Raw genomic sequence first — 21,829 nt, forward strand, 5'->3', positions numbered from 1 at the left:
GAGCACCCATGGGTGGGTATTCGAGCCGAGTCGCCGAGCTGCAGGACCAGATGACCCGTGCCGCCGAGGGCGCTCCGGACACGGTGAAGCGCGCCTTGGCGGAAGGCCTCAAGCGGGCGGGGCGCGCGGCGGAGGACGCCCTGTCGGCCCTGCTCGACGCGAGCGAGCGCGCCAGTGCCGGCAACCTGGGCACCTGGCGAAAGTGGCAGGACCGCTGCGCCACGGCCCGGGCGGAGATCAGCCGGGCCTTCGGTGATGCCGCCAAGGACCACCTGCTGACGCCGCCCCTCCAGCTCTTCTGGTACCAGGCCCTCGAGCACGAGATGGCCTTCTTCGACTCGCTCGCCAAGGTCCAGACGCCCCAGCTGCACGACGACCTGCTCGTGCATCAGGACGTGCTCAACAAGATGCTCGGGGAGCTGTGGGACAAGTGGACGTTCCTCCTGTCCAAGGACGTCGCGTTCGAGAACGACCAGCGGCAGGTGGTGCAGCAGGTCGCGCAGATGGCGCAGAAGATCGTCGACGACCTGGCCCCCGGCGCCGTCAAGCGCCTCTCCGAGGGCGTCGCGCGCGCCACGTCGAAGTCGCTCGACAAGGCCCGTCAGCTCGATGACAAGCACCTGGGCGGCAAGGGCATCGACCTGGCGAAGTTCATCACCTCGCTGTTCGACATCGACATCCCCGACGGCATCGACCGGGATCTGCTCGACGCCGTGCAGGGCGGCTCGGACGTCTACCAGACGCAGAAGGGCCACTACCGCGCGCTGGTGGCGACCTACCAGAGCCTGGTGCAGGCGGAGAAGGGCAGCGTCCTGTTGCTCTTCAACTCCACGCGGGCGGAGGTGCTCACGTACTACGACAAGAACGACCTGGGCAAAGCGCGCGTCCTGCTCGACCAGGCCAAGGGGCATCTCTCCGACTGGGCCTCCCGCGTCGCCACCTCCGCGCAGCGTGGCGAGGCCTCGGGCTTCAAGGACAAGGTCTGCGCGGCGCTCGACACCGACTGGAAGCTCACCGAGGAGCTCGACGGCAAGTTCCGCGACAGGTTCAAGGGCATCTTCATCCAGTCGCTGGGCAGCGAGACCATCGAGCAGCTCGCGGAGTCCTATCTCTTCAGCAAGCACCTGGAGGAGGTCACCCGCAGGGGCGCGGCCAGCACGCTCAAGGCACTGCCGGGCCGACTCCAGAGCGAGGTGGACCGGGCCGTCGACCAGGGGCTGAGGCCGCTGGATGACCTGGTGGACCGTGTCCCGGAGGAGGTGCGTGCGCTGGCGCGGATGGAGAACCAGGGGTTCAAGGAGCACGTGCGCGCCCGGCTCAAGGACCGCATCCAGACGCTCCTGCCCATCATCATCGAGCTCGCCGAGTTCCTGGAGCCGAGCAACCTCTCCCGGGACTTCAGCCGCGACGAGCTGACGCGCGGCCTGCGCTGAGAAAACACGAACCGGGAGGCCTCGACAGAAGCCCCCCGGTCCGGTGTGTCACTCACGAGGGACGCGGAGCGAGTGCCCCGCTACCCGGCATGTCGACTCAGAGCGCCGCGCAGGTGGACGGCACCTGGAAGCCGTTGGTCGGCGTGGTGCTGGCCGAGCCACCGGAGACGGCGTTGCTGCCCAGGCCGAAGGCGGCGAAGGCCGTCCACAGGCGGCACACGTCCTCGCCGTTGTGCAGGGTGGTGGCGGCGCTGATGATGCCGTCGCGCACCTGGGTGAACGTCGGGCTGCAGGGCGTGCGCTTCAGGCCCTCGGTGAAGTACAGCATCATGCGCTGGTTACCCGCGTTGCCCTGGGCGTTGTAGAGGTTCGCGTCGAAGCCCCAGTGGTTGACGAGCGCCCAGTAGGCCTCCCACATGCCCTGGGTGAACACGGAGCCCACGCCGTGCGGCACGGCCATGCCGTTGATGCTGGCGTACGTCCACGTGTTGCGCGTGGAGTCGAGCGTGTACGGCTGGGTGCGGATGCCGTTGCCCGTGGTCGCCTGGTTCAGCGCGTAGGTGCCCACGCCGCGAATCTTGTTCGCCGTGTCACCCGTGCGCGCCGTGTAGAAGAGCGAGAGGAAGTCGCTGATGCCCTCGCCCGGCTGCTGACGGTTGGAGAGGCAGGACACGTTGCTCGGACCGCCGACCAGGCGGTTGGAGATGCCGTGGCCGTACTCGTGCACGATGATGCCGCTGTCGAGGTCGCCGTCCTTGTCCGGGGTGGGCGCCGTCCAGATGTACATCTGCATGCGCGGGGGCGAGCCGTCCGCGGGCGTGGAGAAGTTGGCGTTGTTGGTGCCGCTGCCGTCCTGCGCCTCGGCCCGGACGTAGTCGTTGCCCGCGCCGCCGCGGCCGTAGTTGTTCTGCTGGAAGTTGCCGGCCACTTCGTTGAAGCCGTACTGGTACTGCACGTCGTGGATGATGTTGTTCCAGTAGAACAGGTTGGTGACGGCCGCCGGGATGTACGTGGAGGGCGCGCCGGTCAGGTTGATGGTGAAGACGCAGTTGATGGCCGCGCCGCAGTCCGGCTGGGAGGCGGGCGCCGCGTTGTTGGCGTCGCGGTCCTCGTAGGCGTGGACGTTGTTGCCGCGCGGGATGGTGTACTCCGCGCCAGCGACGCCGTTGGTGTCATGCCAGCCGTAGGGCGAGGCGACGGCGTTGGCGGGGTTGGTCACCGTGACGCGGCCATCGGAGGGCGGCAGCGGCGAGGTGTGGTTGGGGCTCTCCACGGGCACGGGGTAGACCTTGTACGAATCCGCGGCCACCCAGTCGAAGCGCGTGAGCACCTCGCCCGTGTTGGCGTCCACCGTCACGTCGTAGTCGTGCTGCGAGTCCAGCGTGGACACCTGGAAGTGCCACACCAGGCGCGCCTCGCCGCGGCGCATGGGGAGGATGGCCAGCTGCGCGTTGATGGGCTCGCGCGACAGGCCGTCCACCTCGACGCCCGTGCGGCGCTGCACGCCCGCCTCGGCCTGCAGCGCGCGGGGCTGGGCCGCCAGCTCCACGCCCAGGTGCCGGGCGAGCCCCGCCACGGCCTGACCCGCGTTGATGCGCGGCTCGGTGCCCGCGAGCGCCTTCTCGATGGAGGGCAGGAAGTCGCTGTGCACGCCCAGCACGCTGCCGTCCTTGGCGACGTTGACCTGGAGCTGCGCGTTGTAGACGGGCAGGCCCTTGAAGGTCTGGCGCAGATACAGGTGCGTGGCCCCGCTGACCTCGGAATAGACGCGGTCCGTGACTTCGAACGTGGACACGTCGCTGAGGCTCAGCCCGAGCGCCTCGTGGTGCTTCTGGACGAAGTCCAACGCGATGGACATCGGGTCACCGCTGCTGGGGCCCGTCAGCGCGCCCACGGGGTTGACCAGCGAGCGCACCAGGCCCGTGGACTCGTCCGTCTCGACCATCAGGTCCGGGATGCTGCGGCGCAGGGACTCGACGTGCGCCTTCTGCGTCGTCGAGAAGCTGAAGCGCGCCTGCGCGTTGTAGCTGGTGCGCGCGTCGAAGTGACGCTCGCCACCATGTGCGTGCTCCGGCGCCACTGCGAACGCCGTGGACCCCGAGAGGGTCGCCGTGAAGACCACCGCCTGGAACAGCCGCCTTCGGTATGCACCTACGGACATGTCGTGCTCCTGCGCTGCGGGTGAAGTCGCCCCGTGCGGGGCGGGACTGGCAGTATGAGGAAACACGCATTTCTGGTTTAATGCAAATCAACGGAAATACGTGAAAAATACGCTTAAATTGTAGATGTGGTATTGGCGCCGCCGCGCGTCGGGTGACGGATGCGGCGCGGACGGGCGTGCGTCCGTGGGTGCGGGAGGACCTTGGGAGGTGTTGGTGGCGCGTGTCGGGGTGGCAACTTCCCCAGCAATTTGGCGCTGTTCAGGCGGCGCGGGAGGGAAGGGAGCAGTCGCCAACGTCCTTGACGCTCCCGGGGGGCTGCGGTACACCGGCCGGGTCGCTCGCGGTGGTAGCTCAGTTGGTAGAGCACGAGCTTCCCAAGCTCGGGGTCGAGGGTTCGAATCCCTTCCGCCGCTCTTGAAGGCCGGTAGTCCTCGAGGAGACTCGGGACTACCGGCCTTCTTGTTTCCAAGGGCTACATCGCGATGCAGCCGTAGACCTTCTCGTAGTGGACGGTCTGGGTGCCGGTCAGCACCCGCTCGGGCACGCTGCAGCCGCACTGGAGCTCGCCGACCTTGGTGAGCTTCGCGGCCTCCGCGTAGTACGTGATGACGTAGTCGCGTCCCGTGATGTCACGACACGGAATGGCCTGCGCCTCCGTCTCGGATTCGACGCTGACGTCGTCCTCGACTCCGCCGCAGCCTACGAGCAACCCCATCGCCAGCAGTCCCGCCATGATTCCAGCGCGCATGTGTCTCTCCGTTCGGGGTGTGGTGGGGGTTACATCGTGCAGGTGTACCGGACGAGGCAGCCGCCCGAGTACACCGGGGTGATCGTGCCGAACTCGCAGAAGCCGGGGCCCGGGTAGACGATCTGGGGACAGTTGGCCTTGGCGGCGCGGGGAACACACTCGAAGCCGATGAGGCACGTGCCCGAGTAGATGGGGTAGAGGTCGCCGTCCTCGCACAGCGGAGGCATCACCTCCGGGCAGATGGGAGGCGGCACGCGGCCACCCGCCATGCTGGTGACAGTCTCTTCCGAGGTCTCCGCGACGGGTGCTTCCGGACCGCAACCAACCAGCGCCAACAGGCCGCACATCGCGGCAAGACGTCCAAGGGTGTTCATCCAGGCTCTCCGTGTCAGACCCGCCAAAGCGGCGGGTGTACGGAGCCTCTACCAGCCGCGTCTGACGCCTTCAAACCCAGCACACGCCGAGTGCGGATGTCGCAAGGCTCACGCCGCCGAGAACAGCTTTGTCTCGTGCGACTGCAATGACACACCGTTGGACGGCGGACGTTACAGGCAGTCACCGCTCAAGGGGCCAAGGCTCAGCGGCCCCGTGCTCCAGCCATACTCCGCGGGCTGCGGCCCTTCACCCGGCACGAGCTGCACCTCGAAGAAGAAGCTCCTGCCCTGGTCGAACGGATACTTGCCGGCCTGCAGCTTCCAGGGGCGCGCGGGCTCCTTGCCGGCCGTGATCTCCACGCCACCGCTCAAGGGACGCCAACGGCCCGCGGGCTGCTCCGTCATGTCCTGGAGCGTCTCCACGACGCGCTTGTCCGCCGCGAGGGTGATGCTCTTCGGCAGCTGCCCCGGCCGGAGGAACCACCAGTCGGACGTGGTGCCCAGGATCTTCTCCCGGATGCCCTTCTCCTCCACCAGCACCGAGATGGCCTGACGCCACTTCTTGTATTCATCACGCGCCTTGAGGGCCTTGAGTCCCTGGGTGTCCTCGTCGATCTTCGGCAGGATGGCCTTGGCGTCCAGCTCCACCGCCTTCGACAGGTCGCCCAGCGCCAGGTAGATCCAATTGCGCTCGTAGGCGCAGGAGTCGAAGTCGTCGGCGTCCTCCTGGCCCTGGTTGAGCAGGGTGGTCGTCCTCGCCCGGTTGAGCCGCGCATAGGCGTTGGACGGGTCCTGCTTCAGCGCCTTCTCGAAGAGGGCGTGGGCTTTCTTGTAGTCGCCCTTGCCATACGCCGCGAAGCCCTGGGCATTGGCCTCCGGGGCCTTGGCGAGCACGGGCTGGCTGATGCCCAGACAGAGCATCATGAGCAGCGAACCTCGGGTGGGTTTGCACAGGGAGATGGGTATCACGCTCACGGCTTCTAGCACATTCCGTGTGGGCTGGAATGTGCCGCGGTGCCGTCGGACCGACGGCCAGTTCCAGGTGGCGCAGCGAGATTTCGATGGTACGCTTCGAGCGGCTGGTCTTCACTCCGAGTCAATGAAAGGTCAGTCCCAGTCTCACACTCAGCGAGCTCCTCATGTTCCATGTCGGTGTGCGTCTTGTTCTCCTCGCAGTCCTCTCCCTCATCATTCCCTCCGCTGCGATGGCTGCCAATGCCGTTGCGGGCACTGCGTCTCATGGCCAGGCCATTGCTGCCCCAACGGGGACGAGCGTCAGCGATTGGAACGTCCTGCTCGTCCCGAGGGGAATGGGTTTCCAGGAGCTCGGCTCCGAGGGTGACAATGCCCTCCTTCGCTTCGAGGTATCGGCTCCTCCACTCAACAGCACCGCGTGGTCGGTCTCCGCCCGTTTCAAGTATCGAAACAGCAGTGGGAATGGCACCTGGTATTCCGGCAGCGTCGATTATCTGCTGGTCCGCAAGAGCGTGAGCGTCGGCGGTACGCTCACGAATGGTGAGAGCATTGCCGTGCCAGCGGGCACGTCGATGGCTGACTGGAACATCATCGTCAGCCCCGCGTCGGCCGGGCTGGAGGAGACCGGCGCCGAGTTCGACAATTCGCTGCTGCGGTTCTCGGCGTCCTACTCCGTCGTCAACAGCTCCACCTGGCAGATCCAATCCACCTTCAAGTTCCGCTACTCCAACCAGGGCCTGTCGCTCGTACACTCGGGACAGGCGAGCTATCTGCTGGTCCTGCGCGACGAGAGCTTCGTTGGCTCCACCACGCATGGCCAGAACTTCACGGTGCAGGGCAATACCTCCGTGAGTGACTGGTCGACGCTCGTGATTCCCTCGAGCGTGGGCCACGAGGAGCCGGGCAGCGAGGGTGATAATGCCCTGCTGGGCTTCGATAGCGCCGTGGAGGTCGCGAACACCAACCAGTGGCGGCCGTTCGGTGCATTCAAGTACCGGTTTCATAACGGCGACGGAAGCTGGCAGATGGGGCCGCTCAGCTACATCATCGTCCGCAACTGATTCAAGAGGTGGGGTGGCCGGGTGTGGCGCCCCGCCTGCGCACGCGGCGCGCTACACCTGGGCGCGCCGTGGCTCGTCGCGGCGGTCCGGGCGTACCCTCGGAGAATCGCTCACCGAGCAGTTCGATGAATCGCGCCAGTGGTGCGGAGCGCTGGCGTGAGGCGCGGGTGACGGCGCTCCAGCGGCGTCGGATTCCCCGAGGGGTGAGTCGGACGGTCCGCAATCCCTGGCGTTGCGTCGGCAGCATCCACTCGGGCAGCGCCGTGACACCGATGCCGCCGCGCACCAGCTCGATCAGCGCCTCGGTGAGGGGCACGGGGGAGACACGTTGCGGCTCGAGCCCCGCGGGCCACAGCACCCGCGTGAAGACATCGAGCTGTTCCCGGGGCGCGGCGTAGGTGAGCAGGTGTTCGCGCACCAGGTCCTGCGCCGTGACATGTGCACGCTGCGCGAAGGCGTGCGCCTCGGGGACCACCAGCATGAGCTCGTCCTCGAAGAGGGGCGTTCGTGCGAGCCGTGCCTGCTTCGGGACGTCGGGAGTCAGGGCGAGGTCCAACTGCCCATCGAGCAGCGCTCCGAGCGGCTGACGCGTGGCCTCCAGGACGATTCTCAGCTCGACGCGAGGGTGCTCCGACTGCCACTGCCCGAGGATGGGCGGCAGCCAGCCATACACGGTGTAGCAGCCCGTGCTGAGCCTCAAGAGGTCATCCTGGGGATGCGCGCGACACACGGCCTCCGCCTGGGCGACTTCACTCAGGACCCGCCGCGCGGAGAGGAGCAGCTTCTCGCCCGCGCCAGTCAGCAGCAGCCGTCGCTGGCGACGCTGGAAGAGCTGCACGCCCAGGCGCTCCTCGGCGTCGCGGAGCTGGTGGCTCAGGGCCGAGGACGTGAGGTGGAGCTGCCGGCTCGCGGCGGCCAGACTTCCCGTGTCGGCGACCGCGGCAACCAACTTGAAGTGACGAAGCTCGAGCATGGCCGGGGCAGCTTCACATGAAAACGGTTCAGCATCTTGGAGAAATCGTTTCGCTGCGCTCAGCTCGTGGTGCTCCTTAACGTGGGTGCACCACAGCCAGAGGAGCGGATGGATGCCGCGAACAGACAGCTTCCCGAGAGTGCAGGGCCCCTTCGTCCCCGTGATGATTGACGACGTCGAACCCGTCATCGTGGGGCCCGGCTGCCTGCGGAGGGACTTGCCGAGCACCCGTGACGTGAGGGTCTGGGTCGTGGACATGGCCCCGGGGAGTCAGTGGCCCTTCGTGGACGTCCATGACACGGGGGAGGAGGTCTTCGTGCTGAGCGGTGAGCTCATCGAGGGAGAGCAGCGCCTGGGCCCGGGCTCGTACCTGTTCTTCCCACCGGCGAGCCGTCATCAGCCGAGGACGGAGACGGGGGTGCGTCTCTTCGGCATCAACCCCGTGCGTGCTCCGGAGGCGCGATGAGCCGCCGAGGCTTCTTGCGCGCGGCGCTCTCGCTCTCGGCGGGAGCGGTCCTGTTTCCTCCTGGTCTGGGTCGGGCGGCGAAGCCCATGGAGACCGAGTCGCTTCGCGCCCAGCGCCTGGCCTGGGCCGGAGTGCGGTTGCAACTGGGGAAGGACACGCTCTTCCTGGACCCGTTGAGCGACCCCTCCGTGTGGGGCGCGGCGCTGAAGGACCCGCTGGTCCCGATGGAGGTGGGGGAGGGCAACCGCTACGTCCTGGTGACGCATCGTCACCCCGACCACTTCGACCGACAGGCGGTGCGACAGGCGTTGGGGGACACGGGGACGCTGGTGTGTGGGCCGGACATGGCGGCGACGGCCGCTGCGTCGGGCTTCCGGGTGCGGCCCGCGCCGCTCCACGAGCCCGTCCTGCTCAATGAGTTCACCGTGACGGCCGTTCCTGCGGTGGACGGCTACGGAGACCCGCAGGTGTCGTGGGTCGTCTCCGGGGGAGGGCGTCGCATCATCCACTGCGGAGACACGCTGTGGCATGGCTCCTGGTGGAGCATCGGCCGGCAGCTCGGGCCCTTCGATGCGGCCTTCCTGCCCATCAACGGCGCACGCTTCGGGTGGCGCAAGCCCGTCAGCGACCTGCACGGCGTCCTGACACCGGAGCAGGCGGTGGCCGCGGCGAAGGTGTTGGGCGCGAAGCTCCTCGTGCCCATCCACTACGGCGTCGCGCCCTCCGAGGACTATCGGGAGGTGCCCGATGCGGAAGCGCAGCTCCTCGCCGCCGCCCGTGCGCGGAAGGTGGACGTGGAGCTGGCGCGTCCTGGCGAGTGGCTGACCTGGCGACCCAGGACCTGAGACCGCCGGGCCTCGCGCCGCTCGCGCTACACCGGGCGGAGCGAGGCGCGGTCGATGTCGATGGAGTCCTCTTCATCCCCGAGGTGGACCTCGGTGCCCCGGAAGCGCTGGCCATCCGGCGTCACCAGGTACCAGGTGACGGCGATGGCGGGGTCGCCCGAGGGGGGAGACACGAGGACCTCCTCCCCGAGCAGCACGGCCACCCTCGCGGCCAGCTCCTGCGAGGTGAGCGCCTCTCCGCCGCGGACGCGAGACGCGTCGACGTACAGACTCACGTCCGTGCGGAACCCCGCCGGCCGCGACGTGGTCGTCACGAGGACCATCTCATTCCCCGGCCGGTCGACGTCGAACAGCGACACCTCTCCGACCTGGATGCCGAGCGCCCGAGCGATGCCGTCGAAGAGCCGCTCGTCGCTCAGCGCGGCGCGGACGAGGAACCCCAATGGAAGTCTGTCGGCCATGTTTCCTCCTACCCGGCCTTGAAGGCCTTGAGCGCGGCCTTCCTATCAGCTTCGGGGACCTTCATCTTGTCCAGGACCTCCTTGGCGCGGGGCGTGTCCTTCATCTCGTTGTAGATGCCCAGCGCCTTGAACGCCCCACGGTTCAGCTCGTGGATGCCATCGCCGCGCATGGGGTACAGGGTGCCATCGTGGCTGCCATAGGTCCGCCGGTTGATGGTCCATGTCTGGACCCCGGACTCGTTGCCCTTCTTGGCCTTGCCTTCGTTGATGTCCTGCACGTCCCGGTGGATGTTCACCCGGGACTCCACGACGCTGTTGTCTTCACGGACGTAGGACTTCTGGGTGACCTTGCGGATGGAGTGCCGATCGGCGGGCTTCTTCAGCGGCTTCGCCGGCATGTCACCCGCCCAGGCGGGCATCCCGCCCAGCAACACCCCGAGCACCAACAGCAGGGTCATCGGGAGCGGGACTCGCGAGGTCGTGGAGCGATGCATCGGGTTCCTCCTGCGCAGATGGACGAGCGTCGTTCTGGACCAGTCTGGCTCGACGCGCGAGATTCGAGGAGTGGGTATTCATGAGGCCAGGCGGGTGGAAAGCACCCTCCCGAGGACTCCAGGAAAGGTGCATCCGTGACCGCCGCTCCGACACTCCGTTTCGAACGCTATCGCGAGGTCCATCGCGGCGATGCCCGCCCCGTCATCGAGCGGTGCGAGCTGGTTGCGCCCCAGGGCGTCGACCCGCTGTCCTTGAAGCTCACCTTCCTCCCGTACTTCGGGGAGACGAAGCCCGACACCACGCTGGGCGCGTTCCTGGAGGAGCAGGAGGCCCACGCAGGGAGCGCTCAGCGGGCGCTGTTCCCGTCGAACCTGGAGGGTTGTCTGCGCCACCCGGCCGAGGAGCGCCGCCAGTTCCGCACGCTCGTCGAGCCCCAATCCCAGTACACCGACCTGCTCGTCGTGAGACGCGGCGATGCGCGGTGGTACGTCGACGAGGTCTTCTACCGCATCGAGTCGCTGTCGGGCTGGGCGTCAGGGGCGCGCACGGACGTCGTCGAAGGTCGGTTCGAGGACTTCCGCCGCTTCTCCCCGCTGGTCCAGTTGCGGCTGCACGAAGGGCTTCCGTGGCTCGCGCATCCGGAGGCCGCGCCCGCGCGCTCCGCGGAGGACCACGTCCTCGAGCTGTCGAAGTCGCCCGGCCTCCCCAACACGCGGAGCTTCTCGCTCACCGTCTTCCGGGACGGCCGCTTCCTGCGCCGCTCCACCCTCGAAGGTGAGCAGTCCGGCGCCGACGTCCATCGGCTCACGACCTTGCTCATCGCCGCGAGTCGGCTTGCGCCCATCCAGGCGTTTCCAATGCCGCCGGGCTTCGCCCACGATGCCCAGACGCTGTCGGTCTCCTTCCCCGTGGCGAGGGGGCTGGAGCGCGTCACGTTGGACGAGAACGCGCCGGCCGACGTCCTGGCCTTCGCACGGCAGGTGGCCGCGGCCTACGGCCTGGAGTTCTGAGCCGGCGGCTCAGCGGCGCGAGCGTCGGGGCCGCCGTACGGCGCGCACCTTGCCGCTCGTGCCGCCACCGGCGTAGAGCACGTCACCGCCGTCGGACTCCAGCCCGGTGACGCTCACACCCTCGGGCAGCGTGAGCCTGACGAGCACGCGTCCATCCACGGGGTCGAGTCGCCGGAGGTCGCTCGCGCCATCCTCCAGCGTGCCGTGCCACAGCTCGTCCTGGGCCCAGGTGACGCCGGTGACGAAGCGGTTGGATTCGAGCGTGCGCAGGATGGCTCCCGTCTCGGGGTCGATGCGATGGATTCTCCGGGCGTGGTACTCGCCCACCCAGAGCGAGCCCTCGGCCCAGGTGAGCCCCGAGTCATCGCCCTTGCCGGGCGCGGGAATCGTCTTCAGCACCTGTCCCGTCTCCGGGTCCACCTTCCGGATGACGCCACCGCCGAGCTGGTAGAGGTGTCGCCCATCGAAGGCGGTCCCCGCGTCACAGGCCACCGCGAGCGTGCGCACGGGCTCGCCGCTCGTGGGGTCGAAGGCCCGGAGCCCCTCGTCTCCCGCGAACCAGACCCGCGCGCCGTCATACGTGACGCCATGGATGCGCGCCGCGCCGTCGAAGGGGCCGTATTCGCGGAGGATCTCCGCCGGCTGCGTCTCCTCGACTTCGTCCCGATGCTTGTCCATGGCCCGCTCCATCCCCTTCGGTCCGCTCTAGCCCGGCAGGGACAAGGTGGGGAGTAACAATGTCGTCGTGAACCCGCTGAGCGGAGGTGCCACCCAGCGCCTCGCCCGGCCTCGTCCCAACACGCGGACCTGCCCGGCCGCTTCCAGGGTGGTGAGCACGCGCTGCACCGTGCGCTGGCTCGCGCCGAGCGCGAGTGCGAGCGCGGAGGTCGACCAGTGCTCCCCATCCGCGAGCAAAGCCAGGACGGCGCCGCCCGCGCCCTCGACGGGGGGCGCCAGGACACGGACCTCGACCGCGCCTCGAGGCTCCAGGACGAAGCCTCGGGGCGTGGCCTGGATTCCCGCCACCTCGCGCACCTGGGCGCGCAGCCTGCCCAGCTCGACGCGCAACCGCGCGCGATGCGAGGCGTTCATCCTCCGCGCTCCGAACACCTGTTGAACGAGCTCCTCGCGCGCGGCGTCTTGAGGCCAGGCCTCGGCCAGCACCCGCAGCAGCGAGAACAGGATGGGACGCGTGGACAAGGTCACGACCCGCGGGCCCGCGCGGAGCACCCGACGGCACGCGTCGACGACCAGGTGCTCCGATTCGAGGAGGGCTTCGACCTCGTCGAGCACGACGGGGCGGGCCTCGCCTCGCGAGACGACCCGCGCGGCGGGGAGGTCCAGGGCGCCTGCTGCTTGTTCCACCTCCGCGACGAGCGCGGGGATGCGGGCGCGCCGCGCGGCGATGCGGGCGCGCTCCAGGGCGGCGCGCGCGGTGCGAGGCGTTCCCCTCCGCACGGCCACCTCGAAGGCCAGGAGCCACGCGAGCGTGGACGGCATCGCGGGCGTTCCCCCTGGTACGAGCGGGGCCTGTGTCACCTTGGCCGTAGCGGGCTTCGCGGGCGTTCCCCCTGGTACGAGCGGGGCCTGTGTCACCTTGGCCGTAGAGGGCTTCGCGGGCGTTTCCTCCCGTGCGAGCGGGGCCTGTGCCACCTTGGCCATGGATGGCGTCGCGAGCATTTCCTCCCGCGTGAGCGCGGAGTGTTTTCCCTTCGCCGTAGAGGGCCTCGCAGGCGTTTCCTCCCGCGCGAGCGGGGGCAGTGCTCCCTTCTCCGAAAAGGGCTTCGCGGGCGTTTCCTCCCGCGCGAGTGCGAACAGTGCTCCCTCCGCCTCCTCGATGCGTCCCAGCAAGAGGGCATGTCGCGCCCGCAGAAGCCGTGTGTAGCGCGCGTTCTCCACATCGCCGTGGCGTGTGAAGACGCGGACGGCTCCATCGAGCGCGAGGTCGATGCCCTCGAGCTCCCGGGTCGCGAGCGCCACCTCCGCCCGCGCGACGTCGCAGCGCGCTCGGGCGAGCGTATCCCCGGAGCCATACGCACGCGCCGCCCGCTTCAGCAGCGCCGCCGCCTGGGCGAACTCACCCAACTGCGCCATCGCGATGCCCCTCAGGGCCAACGCCGGCGCGTCCTCGCGCAGCGCCACGCGCTGGAGAGCCCCCAGCGGATCTCCCTCGCGAAGGGCCCGGGCCGCCACGCTGACGAGCGCATCCATGCGGCGCATCCTCCGTCGCTCCCTCGTCGATGGGAAGCCCGTCGTCTTTGTTACTCCCGACCCACGGGCTCGGACCGTTACGTCTGGGTGCATCCAATCCCTGGAGGAAACCCATGTCCCAGAAACTGACGGAGTCGAGGAGTGAGTGGCTGTCCGCGCGCAAGGCGCTGCTGGCGAAGGAGAAGGCGCTGACCCGGATGCACGACGAGCTGAGCGCCGAGCGTCGCGCGCTGCCCTGGCTGCGCGTGACGGAGCCCTACACGTTCGACACCCCGGATGGGGCCAAGACGCTGTCGCAGCTCTTCGAGGGCCACAGCCAGCTCGTCGTCTATCACTTCATGTTCGCTCCGGAGTGGGAGGTCGGTTGCAAGAGCTGCTCCTTCTGGGCGGACTCCTTCAACGGCGCCGTCGAGCACCTGGCTCAACGCGATGTCCGCTTCACCGCGGTCTCCCGTGCGCCGCTGCCCAAGCTCCAGGCATTCCAGCGACGGATGGGGTGGACCTTCTCATGGGTGTCGTCCCAGGCAAGCCGCTTCAACTTCGACTTCAACGTGTCCTTCCGTCCGGAGACGCTGGCGAGCGGCGAGGCCGTCTACAATTACGGACCGCTGGGGGAGTCCAACACGGAGATGCCGGGGTTCAGCGTCTTCGCGAAGGATGCGCGTGGTGACGTGTTCCACACCTACGGCACGTATGGACGAGGCATCGAGGTCGCCAACGCCGCCTATCAGTTGCTCGACATCTCGCCGAAGGGGCGCGACGAGGATGGGCTGTCCTTCTCCATGAGCTGGGTCCGCTTGCGGGACCAGTATGGACGCTGAGCAAATGTCCCAGGGCCCGACAGCGCGGCGCGTGCCGGCCGTGTCCCTGGTCCTGGGCCTGCTGGCCGCGCTTCTCCCGAAGTGCCCTCTGTGCATTGCCACCTGGCTGTCATTGCTCGGTGTCACGGCGAGCGTCGCGGGCGGAATCGGGACCATGGTGCGCCCCGCGGGCATCTGCGTGGCGGCGGTCTCATTGGGATTGCTCATCGCGCGGCGTCTGCGGCGGCGCAGATAGACGGTCCAGGGCGGAGGTCTGCCGAGGACCGCAGTCGATTCCGCGGCGCGGGGCGGCCCGGGCGCTACTCAGCGCTCGTGGTGGATTCCGCGGGGGGCGCCTCGTCCCCCAGGGCCTGCGAGGTGCAGATCCAGTACTCGAGGTCGCAGTCGTTCTGCTTCGCGTCGCGAGCGCGTTCGTCCGACTCGAGTGAGGCCAGGTAATAGCAGTAGGCGTATTCCTCCTCGCAGGTGTTCGCCAGCGAGGGAGGCGCCCACAAGGTCGATGCGGCAATCGGCGCTACCAGGAATCGCATCCACTTGAATGACATGTACGGCTCCTTTCCGGAGGCGCTGACTCTGTCAGTTTCCAACAGATAGGACTAGCGCCTGGCGCAATCGCTCATGGGTGCGCACAAGGAGGGACTCCGCGCACACCTGTGACTCATCTGAACTCCGTCATCTTCCGCAGTCCGAGTCTCTTCATGGCGGCGATGCGTGTCTGGCCTCTTTGTTGGGACACCGCCACCGCCGTGTTCGATTGGAGCGATGCGCAGCCGTCGGGAGGGACCACGCCCCGCACCGCACCCCGCGGACACTCGTCCTCTCGGGCTCTCACAAATGCGCATCAATGACAAACACATCGGACATCGGGCGCGTTGACGGGTTGCGCGAGGATGTCTAGACAGCCCATCGCCTCCTGGAACCTTGTGCCCCAGGATGGCTTGAAGGAGCTGTCATGAAGCAACCTGTCGTTTGGCTGGCCATCCTCGCCGTGCTGGGTTCTGGTTTCGTGGGCTGCGGCCCCGGGACGGAGGCCCCCGAAGTCCCTGTGGATGAGACGTCGCAACCCCCACCCTCGGAGGAGGTCTCGTCCGAGGACAGACCCGTCGAGGCGTTCGCGCGCAACTGCAAGACGACCTGCTCGGGCTTCACCGCGAGCGGCGGCACCTGCAACGTCGTCGGCTTCGGCGCCACCACGTTCCTTGGGGGCTGCAAGAAAGCGTGCCGGTTCGCGCGCCAGGACGCCGATGCGAAGGCGGCCAGCTACGGCTGTCAGCTCGCGCAGTGCAGCGATGCGTGTAACTGACGACTGAGTTCCACCCCCGGCCGGGGACCTCGGGTGTGCTGCCTTCCGTCTCCGGCCTTCTTCTTGGACACGGGCGTGCTGGGCCCTGCTCGCGTGGCACCGTACACTCCCGTGCGTGACGTTCGCTCCCAACGACCTGGCGGCCATCTCCCCTGAGACGGACACCCTTCGCCTTCGTCGCGTGGCTCCCAGAAGACCTGGCACTGCTCCTCGCGGTCGAGGGGCTACCCGCCTTGCGTCAGCTCGAACTGCGCAACCGCGTGTTCGGCGATGCGCAGTGCCGTGAGCTGGTCCACCTGTGGCACGCCCCCAACTGGAGGTGTTCGAGCTGACAGGTGCTGCTCTCTCGGACGAGGGTTCCCCTGCGTCATCGAGACCACTTCCCACGATTGCGGCGGCTCAGCTGTGGCCCCTGGGGTCTCTCCGATGCCCGGTGGACCGAGCTGCGAGGCGAGTACCCCGTCGATTCTTGAACTCCAATGGAGTGGGTGGCGGAGCGTCGAGTCGGCGAGCTGCGGGTGGCTTTACTCCGCATGACATGGCTGGAGGCGACGGCTAGCGTCCGCGCACCAGGCATCTTCCTGGCTCGTGGTCGGAGCAAGCATGTCGACGCAGTCGAATGAGAGCGCGGTGACGCAGGCGGTGGAGCGGCTGAAGTCCTTCGTGGAGACGAAGGATGGCATGTCCGTGGAGTTCGCCGCGCCGGTGGACGCCGCGGCGGTGGCGGGTCTGGAGGCGAAGTACAAGCTGAAGCTGCCCCCCAGCTACGTGCGCTTCATCACCACGCTCGGCACCTTCAAGGTGGTGTACGGCGGGCAGGAGCTCATCGGGATGGAGGAGCCGGGACTGCTGCGCGCCGCCGCGCCGGACCCGTCGGACGCCGTGGATGGCGAGGACGCCGAGGTCGCGGAGGCCATCAACCAGGCCCTGTTCTTCCAGCGCCGCGATGACGACTCGGTGGAGAACTTCTGGTGCTTCAACCCGCGCGCCCGCTCCCCGGAAGGCGAGCTGGCCGTCGTCGCCTACAGCCATGACGAGGCCTTCAGCCTCTCCGACGGCGAAGATGACTTCCGCGACTTCTCGACCCACATCGTCAAGGTCATCGACGACTTCATCGAGACCTACGCGGAGGCGTAGTCCTCGGTACCCGGCGCGGGCGGGGCTCCCCGCCGCGCCCTGGGGGGGCCCATGAAGGTCTGCACCGCCATGCTTCGCTACCACCTGGGCCAGGTCATCCTGACCTGCTTCGTCGACCACAACGAAGTGCCGGAAGACCTCGGTGAACTCGACAGCGACATCGAGACCATAGGCCACGGGGCACAGGCCTCGGGAGACTTGCCCTGGCTGCTCCTGGGCTTGCGGCAGCTCCTCCATGACCCGCGGGCCGACCTCGCGTCCTACGGTGGCGGTGTGTTTCCCCTCGAGGACGGCGACATGCGGGGCATCATCATCCACGTGCTCAGCAGGCTCGATGCCCGCGGTGGATTCTCCTCCTCGCCCGATGTCCCCGTTCAGCGCGAGAGCATGGGCGGCGAACTCTGGCGGACGTACCGCGACCGCTGGGGCGCCTCGTCCTGAGGGACTGACTGCTCGGAATCCCACCGCGACGTGGTCTCACGCTTTCGTGCCCACTTGAGGGGCACCCTCTCGCTCCCTACCTTCCGCCGCTGCGTTTGGAAGGAGCGGTCATGCGTGTCAGGAATGGTGGTGCCCTGGTGTGGTTGGCTTTGCTGGCCTCGGGCTGCGGGGGCCTCGCGATGGAATCCCATGCGGTGACGGCCCAGGCCTGTCCGCCAGGCGTCGTTCTCGTGTCCTCCGGGTGCGGCAGCCGAGTCCCTGTGAGCGCTATCGGCTCAGCGGGTCATCGGGCCGGGTCCCCCGGTCCAGCTCATCGCGGTCGAAGACGCCGTCCAGGTCCCGGTCGATGCCGATGCGCACCTCCGAGCCCTTGGGCACCACCGTGAACGTCAGCTCGTTGCCGGGCAGCGCCATCGTCTGGAGCTGCGCGGCGGTGACGGTCTCCGCCGCGCGGTCGGCCTGGAACAGACCCCCGCCCACATAGGTCGCGCCGCGCGCGATGCCGCCCTGGTTGCCCTTCGCCACCAGCCCCACCTTGCCGCTGTCGGCGAGGGCCTGGAACGAGGCCAGGGTGCTCGTCTGCGCGGGTGTGGGGCTCGCCGTGGTCAGCGTCACCTGCCTGCCCACCGCCGCGTGGGTGTCCTTGCTGTCCGGCCCGGGCGGCTCCGCGACCGTCGTCGTGGTGCCCTTGGGCAGGTCCGAGCCCGAGAACGCGAGCATGAACGCCACCATGTCCGCGACCTCCTGGTCGCTCTGGAGCGTGAACACCGGCTCGGTGATGAAGCGGGCAATCGAGTCCACGCTGCCGTCATGCGAGAAGCCGAAGCCCGCCAGGTTCGACGTCTGGGTGAACTCCATGCCCACCTTCTCGTAGAGGTTTCGCAGTTGTGAAATCTTCATCGTCACGTTGGTGAAGCCATCCACGGAGACGAGCCCCGTGTGACGCTCGCCGTTGGGGCCCGCGTTGACGGGCAGGAACTGGCTCCCGTTCCAGCGCACGTCCGCGCCCAGGCCCGTGGGCAGGGTGTGGCACGTCGAGCAGGCGAAGACGCCCGAGTCCAGCAGGCGCGGCGGCCGGTAGATGCGCAGACCGTTGACCGCGTTCCCGTTGGGCAGCGGCTGTCCCGCGGCGCCGAAGCGCCCCGTGGTGAAGTGCCCGGGCAAAGGCAGGCTCGTGGGCAGCGAGTTGTCGAGGTTCCGGAAGGGATTGGGCGGGAAGGTGAGCGTCGCGAGGAAGTCCTCGAACTGCTGCATCTCGATGACGGTGAGCTGGGTGTCGTCTCCCTGGAGGCTGGTGAAGGCGCCGTTGAACTCCTCGATGCCCGCGCGGTCTCCGCGCCAGTGCAGAGGCTCCTTGCCGATGAGGTCCTGGAGCGTCTGCGTCGTCATCGGGCCCTTCATCGCGTGCCACGGCTGGAAGTTCGACGTGAGCCCGGGGATGCCCATGCCCAGGTTCTGCCCGGTGACGGCCTTCATCTCGCCGGCGGGGTCTCCCAAATCCCACGCGAGCCGGTCGAGCCGGCCGTCGATGTGGCACGACGCGCACGACACGTGTCCCAGGCCCGAGCCCGTGTGCGTGTCGTAGAGGTGCCTGCGGCCGACCTTGATGGCGCCGGGGGAGGGGTCGAAGAACGGCACCCGCGCGACCTCGGTGTTCGAGGTGGTGTCCACCAGGGAGATGCTCGCGGCGAACTTGTTGAGCACGTAGAGCCGCGTCCCGGAGAGCACCACGCCCGTGGGGCCCTCGCCGACCGTCACCTGGGTGATTCTTCCGCCCGCGTCGTCCATGACGGCGACGTTGTTGGAGCCCATGCCGGTGATGTAGACGCGGCTGCCGTCCGTGTTCCAGGCGAGCCCTCGCGGGTCTCCCAGCGCGAGCCGCCGCGTCGCCAGGGGCACCGTGCCCGTGGTGTACGTCAGGTGCGGATTGAGGTCGAAGCGGGAGACGACGGAGGGATTGGTCGGGTCGAACGCGGCGGCGAGCACGCGCAGGAAGCGGCCCTTGAGGTTGGGCTCGAAGCGGACCTCGTTCACCGCGTCCGTGCCCACCACGACGACGTGGCCGCCCGGGTGGACCGCCAGCGCCATGTTCAGGTTCATCGCCCCGCTGGCGTACGTGACGGCCAGCGTGGACGCGTTGATGATGGCCACGTCCCGGTCCGGCAGATCCCAGCCCGGGCGACGTCCGGACGCGGACGCGTTGCTTCCCGAGACGACGCTCGTCCAGTCACGGCTGTTGTCGTCCATCCACTGGCCGCTGGCGTTCTTCTTCACGATGAGCGCCACGGGAGGAGGCGCGGGCGTGCCGCTGCGCCTGGGCGGGTTGAACGCATTGCCGGCGTTGGGGGGCGGGTTGACGCCGCCGTAGGGGCCCAGCCCGCTGCTCACCACGTTGGGGGGGAAGCCGCCGCCGCCCATCGCGTTGCCACCGCCGAGCACCGTGCTGCGATTGCCGGACTCGAAGAAGGCGACATAGACGTGGGTGCCCGCCGCGTTGGTGGCGAGCGCTCGAGGCTCTTCACCTTGCAGCGCGAGCCGCGTGGGCGTGGCGAGGGGGTTGGTCGGGTCCAGCACCAGCACGCGGTTCACCTGCGAGCAGGAGATGAACGCGCGCTGCGGTGAGCCCGCGAAGATGACGTCCGCGGGCTCGTCATCCGTGGGGAGGGTGGCCCTGACGTTGAGCGTGGTGAGGTCCACGATGCTGACGCTGTCGGAGACGTGGTTGACGACCCACGCCTCGGTGTTGCTCCGGGCGCGCACGGACACGGGGTCCAGGCCCACCGGGATGGAGGCCGTGAGCACCGGCGCCCCGCCCGTCACGGAGAACACCATGAGCCGGTTGTCCGCCGTGTTCACCGCGAGCAGGCGCGTGCCGTCCGGCGTCAGCTCCAGCGGGTGGACGTGGGGGTGCTCCCAGTTCACGAAGGTGCTCGGTGACTGGGCCCGCGCAGCGCCCGCCACCAGCACCACGCACAGCAACAACGAGAGCCGCACCTCTCGGACACAGGGCATGGAGCCTCCCGCGCGACACCCTCGTTCGCGCGTGGGTGGAGAATTCAGCGATGACTGCTAAATCTGACTATCCTTAATTGGATGAGTCTTTAGCATGAACCGCTGACGCGCGCTGTGGGGAGGGGGCGCCACCTGGGGGGCAGGTGGCGACGTGGCTCAGGTGGGCTGCGGTGCCCCCGAGGTGTTCGTCACCTTCGCGGGGGCCTGCTGGGTGCTCTCCTGTTTGATGTGCTCCAGCACGTCCTCCATCGTCGCCATCATCGCGTGCGGACTGGTGTCCGACCACGTCCCGTCCGTCTCCATCATCTTGGCGACGCCGTTGCGCGCGCCCGCCACCAGCACCCGGCCCCTGCGGACGGCCAGCGCATCGGACAGCTCGCGCAGGGTGCGAAGCCCCGCCGCGTCCATGAACTTCACCTCGGAGAGGTCCAGCACCAGGAAGTCCGGCCAGGGCGGAGCCTGCAGCGCCGCGCTCACGTTGGCGCAGGAGCGCACATCCAGGTCGCCGCGCACGCGCAGCAACTGCACCGGAGGCCGCGCGTAGGTGTCCTGCCCCTCGGCGCCGAGCGGGCGGAAGAGCGGGCGGCCATCGGGGCGCAGCAGCAGGCTGCGCACATGGGCCCTGGGCCGCGAGAAGAAGCCCCACGCCAGTGACAGCAGCACGCCCGCGACCAGGCCCGGCAGGAAGCCCACCGTGGCGATGAGCAGCGCGGTCGCAACGGACACCGCCCCCTTGCCCGCGTTCTGCCGCATCAGCGCGCGCAGCCCGCGCAAGTCCAACAGCCGCGTGGCGACGACGAGCAGGATGGCGGCGAGCGCGGCCATCGGAATCAGCGCGACCAACGAGCCGGCCAGGATGCAGGCGCCCAGCAGCATCACCGCGTGCAGCACGGAGGCGGCGCGCGTGCGGCCCCCCGCCTGGACGGACACGGACGAGCGGACGATGGCGCCCATCACCGGCATGCCGCCGAACATCGCCGATGTCGCGTTGGCGAAGCCCTGCGCCACCAGCTCCTGGTCTCCGTCCGTCCGGTGGTTCTCCAGCCCGGGCAGCTGGTCCAGCGCCCGCGCGGACAGGAGCGAGCCCAACGACGCCAGCACCGTCAGCGCCAGGATGTCCGGCAGGAGCGCCTGGAAGTCCAGCCCCGCGAAGGAGGGCATCACCGGCATGGGCAGGCCCGTGGGCAGCGCGCCGACGCGCGCCAGGCCCTCGGAGAGCACACCCAGGCTGGACGCCGCGGTGGCGACCACCAGCCCCACCAGCACCGCGGGAATGGAGCGGTGCAGTTTGGGCATGAGGAGCATGCAGGCCACCACCAGCACGCCCACCACCACGGAGGCGCCGTGCACGGACCAGGTGGACCACGTGGAGGGGAGCACCAGCGCGCGCGCGGAGGACGTGCCCTCCGTCACCGCGCCGAGCAGCCGGGGAAGCTGACCGTCGAGCAGCAACAACCCGATGCCGGCGGTGAAGCCACGGGTGACCTCGGAGGGCATGAACTGCGCGAGCCTGCCCGCGCGGGACAGGCCGAGCACCACCTGGAGCGCGCCGCACGCGAGCGTGGCCACGATGACGCCCGCCACGCCGTGCTTCATGGAGATGAGCAGCACGGTGGGCACGAGCGCGGCCTCGGGGCCCGTCACCTGGAGCCGGCCTCCGCCGAGCATCGCCGCGACGACACCGGCGACGGCGCCGCTGATGAGGCCGACCTCGGGAGGTAGCCCCGAGGCCACCGCCAGCGCCAGATTCAAAGGAAGCGCGACACACGCCACTGTCAGAGCGGCGCTCGCGTCACCCGGGAGCGTCCGGCGTGACACCATCTGCTTCCAGTCCGTCCACAACCGCTTCGGACCTGCGGTCCATCCACGGGGCGTCTTGAGCGTAGGAGTCTCGACCATGA

At 68.6% G+C, this 21,829-nt stretch carries 21 protein-coding genes and 1 tRNA gene; 10 read left to right on the forward strand and 12 right to left on the reverse strand.

Going from position 1 to position 21,829, the window contains the following annotated elements; genetic code table 11:
- Positions 1–8 precede the first annotated feature (8 nt).
- Positions 9–1,433 carry a hypothetical protein gene (locus tag K8625_RS24670; protein ID WP_223745667.1) on the forward strand — a complete coding sequence of 475 codons (1,425 nt, stop codon included), beginning with the start codon at positions 9–11 and terminating at the stop codon, positions 1,431–1,433.
- A gap of 97 nt (positions 1,434–1,530) precedes the next feature.
- Here K8625_RS24670 and K8625_RS24675 read toward each other — a convergent pair whose 3' ends face one another.
- Complete coding sequence (locus K8625_RS24675; protein ID WP_223784076.1) at positions 1,531–3,594, reverse strand: M36 family metallopeptidase; 2,064 nt, start codon at positions 3,592–3,594, stop codon at positions 1,531–1,533.
- A 341-nt stretch (positions 3,595–3,935) separates the two neighbouring features.
- Between K8625_RS24675 and K8625_RS24680 the strand changes: the two genes are divergently transcribed.
- A tRNA-Gly gene (locus K8625_RS24680) sits at positions 3,936–4,008 on the forward strand.
- A 59-nt stretch (positions 4,009–4,067) separates the two neighbouring features.
- Here K8625_RS24680 and K8625_RS24685 read toward each other — a convergent pair.
- The 3 genes from K8625_RS24685 to K8625_RS24695 form a co-directional block, all read right to left on the reverse strand.
- Complete coding sequence (locus tag K8625_RS24685) at positions 4,068–4,343, reverse strand: hypothetical protein (protein WP_223745669.1); 276 nt, start codon at positions 4,341–4,343, stop codon at positions 4,068–4,070.
- Positions 4,344–4,372: 29 nt separating this feature from the next.
- Positions 4,373–4,717, reverse strand: coding sequence for a hypothetical protein (locus K8625_RS24690; protein WP_143097246.1), 345 nt, complete (start codon positions 4,715–4,717; stop codon positions 4,373–4,375).
- A 171-nt stretch (positions 4,718–4,888) separates the two neighbouring features.
- Complete coding sequence (locus tag K8625_RS24695) at positions 4,889–5,641, reverse strand: tetratricopeptide repeat protein (protein ID WP_223745670.1); 753 nt, start codon at positions 5,639–5,641, stop codon at positions 4,889–4,891.
- A 215-nt stretch (positions 5,642–5,856) separates the two neighbouring features.
- Here K8625_RS24695 and K8625_RS24700 point away from each other — a divergent pair, with 215 nt between their 5' ends.
- Entirely contained in the window at positions 5,857–6,753 is an 897-nt protein-coding gene (locus K8625_RS24700; RefSeq protein ID WP_223784077.1) for a hypothetical protein, read from the forward strand.
- Position 6,754: 1 nt separating this feature from the next.
- Here the strand turns inward: K8625_RS24700 and K8625_RS24705 are convergent, their stop codons facing one another.
- On the reverse strand, positions 6,755–7,726 hold the full coding sequence (locus K8625_RS24705) for a LysR substrate-binding domain-containing protein (RefSeq protein WP_223784078.1): 972 nt from the start codon (positions 7,724–7,726) through the stop codon (positions 6,755–6,757).
- 112 nt (positions 7,727–7,838) lie between these two features.
- On the opposite strand from K8625_RS24705, the gene K8625_RS24710 reads away from it, so the two are divergent.
- Together K8625_RS24710 and K8625_RS24715 are read left to right on the forward strand one after the other, a co-directional pair.
- The gene (locus tag K8625_RS24710) at positions 7,839–8,192 is read left to right on the forward strand and encodes a cupin domain-containing protein (protein ID WP_223784079.1); all 354 of its coding nucleotides are present in this window, start codon (positions 7,839–7,841) and stop codon (positions 8,190–8,192) included.
- Complete coding sequence (locus K8625_RS24715; protein WP_223784080.1) at positions 8,189–9,037, forward strand: MBL fold metallo-hydrolase; 849 nt, start codon at positions 8,189–8,191, stop codon at positions 9,035–9,037. The genes K8625_RS24710 and K8625_RS24715 overlap by 4 nt, the downstream gene beginning before the upstream one ends.
- Before the next feature lie 26 nt (positions 9,038–9,063).
- On the opposite strand, the gene K8625_RS24720 is transcribed toward K8625_RS24715, so the two are convergent.
- Together K8625_RS24720 and K8625_RS24725 are read right to left on the reverse strand one after the other, a co-directional pair.
- Positions 9,064–9,498, reverse strand: a complete 435-nt coding sequence (locus tag K8625_RS24720; protein WP_223784081.1) for a hypothetical protein — start codon at positions 9,496–9,498, stop codon at positions 9,064–9,066.
- An 8-nt stretch (positions 9,499–9,506) separates the two neighbouring features.
- Positions 9,507–9,992, reverse strand: a complete 486-nt coding sequence (locus K8625_RS24725) for a hypothetical protein (RefSeq protein ID WP_223745675.1) — start codon at positions 9,990–9,992, stop codon at positions 9,507–9,509.
- Between the two features lie 135 nt (positions 9,993–10,127).
- On the opposite strand from K8625_RS24725, the gene K8625_RS24730 reads away from it, so the two are divergent.
- Positions 10,128–11,003 (forward strand): hypothetical protein, encoded by an 876-nt coding sequence (locus K8625_RS24730; RefSeq protein WP_223745676.1) that lies wholly within the window; start codon positions 10,128–10,130, stop codon positions 11,001–11,003.
- 9 nt (positions 11,004–11,012) lie between these two features.
- Here the strand turns inward: K8625_RS24730 and K8625_RS24735 are convergent, their stop codons facing one another.
- Together K8625_RS24735 and K8625_RS24740 are read right to left on the reverse strand one after the other, a co-directional pair.
- Positions 11,013–11,681 carry a glutamine cyclotransferase gene (locus tag K8625_RS24735; protein ID WP_223784082.1) on the reverse strand — a complete coding sequence of 223 codons (669 nt, stop codon included), beginning with the start codon at positions 11,679–11,681 and terminating at the stop codon, positions 11,013–11,015.
- Between the two features lie 27 nt (positions 11,682–11,708).
- Positions 11,709–13,214, reverse strand: coding sequence for a helix-turn-helix domain-containing protein (locus K8625_RS24740; RefSeq protein ID WP_223784083.1), 1,506 nt, complete (start codon positions 13,212–13,214; stop codon positions 11,709–11,711).
- Between the two features lie 113 nt (positions 13,215–13,327).
- Here K8625_RS24740 and K8625_RS24745 point away from each other — a divergent pair, with 113 nt between their 5' ends.
- Entirely contained in the window at positions 13,328–14,035 is a 708-nt protein-coding gene (locus tag K8625_RS24745; RefSeq protein ID WP_223784084.1) for a thioredoxin family protein, read from the forward strand.
- A gap of 299 nt (positions 14,036–14,334) precedes the next feature.
- Here K8625_RS24745 and K8625_RS24750 read toward each other — a convergent pair whose 3' ends face one another.
- Complete coding sequence (locus tag K8625_RS24750; protein WP_223745680.1) at positions 14,335–14,580, reverse strand: hypothetical protein; 246 nt, start codon at positions 14,578–14,580, stop codon at positions 14,335–14,337.
- 407 nt (positions 14,581–14,987) lie between these two features.
- Between K8625_RS24750 and K8625_RS24755 the strand changes: the two genes are divergently transcribed.
- The 3 genes from K8625_RS24755 to K8625_RS24765 all read left to right on the forward strand — a co-directional run bounded on the left by K8625_RS24755 (position 14,988) and on the right by K8625_RS24765 (position 16,916).
- On the forward strand, positions 14,988–15,338 hold the full coding sequence (locus tag K8625_RS24755; RefSeq protein WP_223784085.1) for a hypothetical protein: 351 nt from the start codon (positions 14,988–14,990) through the stop codon (positions 15,336–15,338).
- Between the two features lie 603 nt (positions 15,339–15,941).
- The gene (locus K8625_RS24760; protein WP_223784086.1) at positions 15,942–16,475 is read left to right on the forward strand and encodes an SMI1/KNR4 family protein; all 534 of its coding nucleotides are present in this window, start codon (positions 15,942–15,944) and stop codon (positions 16,473–16,475) included.
- A 51-nt stretch (positions 16,476–16,526) separates the two neighbouring features.
- Positions 16,527–16,916 (forward strand): hypothetical protein, encoded by a 390-nt coding sequence (locus tag K8625_RS24765; RefSeq protein ID WP_223745683.1) that lies wholly within the window; start codon positions 16,527–16,529, stop codon positions 16,914–16,916.
- Positions 16,917–17,183: 267 nt separating this feature from the next.
- Here K8625_RS24765 and K8625_RS24770 read toward each other — a convergent pair whose 3' ends face one another.
- Both K8625_RS24770 and K8625_RS24775 read right to left on the reverse strand, forming a co-directional pair.
- Entirely contained in the window at positions 17,184–19,928 is a 2,745-nt protein-coding gene (locus K8625_RS24770; RefSeq protein ID WP_223784087.1) for a YncE family protein, read from the reverse strand.
- A 156-nt stretch (positions 19,929–20,084) separates the two neighbouring features.
- The gene (locus tag K8625_RS24775) at positions 20,085–21,827 is read right to left on the reverse strand and encodes a SulP family inorganic anion transporter (RefSeq protein WP_223784088.1); all 1,743 of its coding nucleotides are present in this window, start codon (positions 21,825–21,827) and stop codon (positions 20,085–20,087) included.
- Positions 21,828–21,829 lie beyond the last annotated feature (2 nt).

Source organism: Myxococcus sp. AS-1-15, assembly GCF_020037055.1.
GTDB classification, from domain to species: Bacteria; Myxococcota; Myxococcia; order Myxococcales; family Myxococcaceae; genus Myxococcus; species Myxococcus fulvus.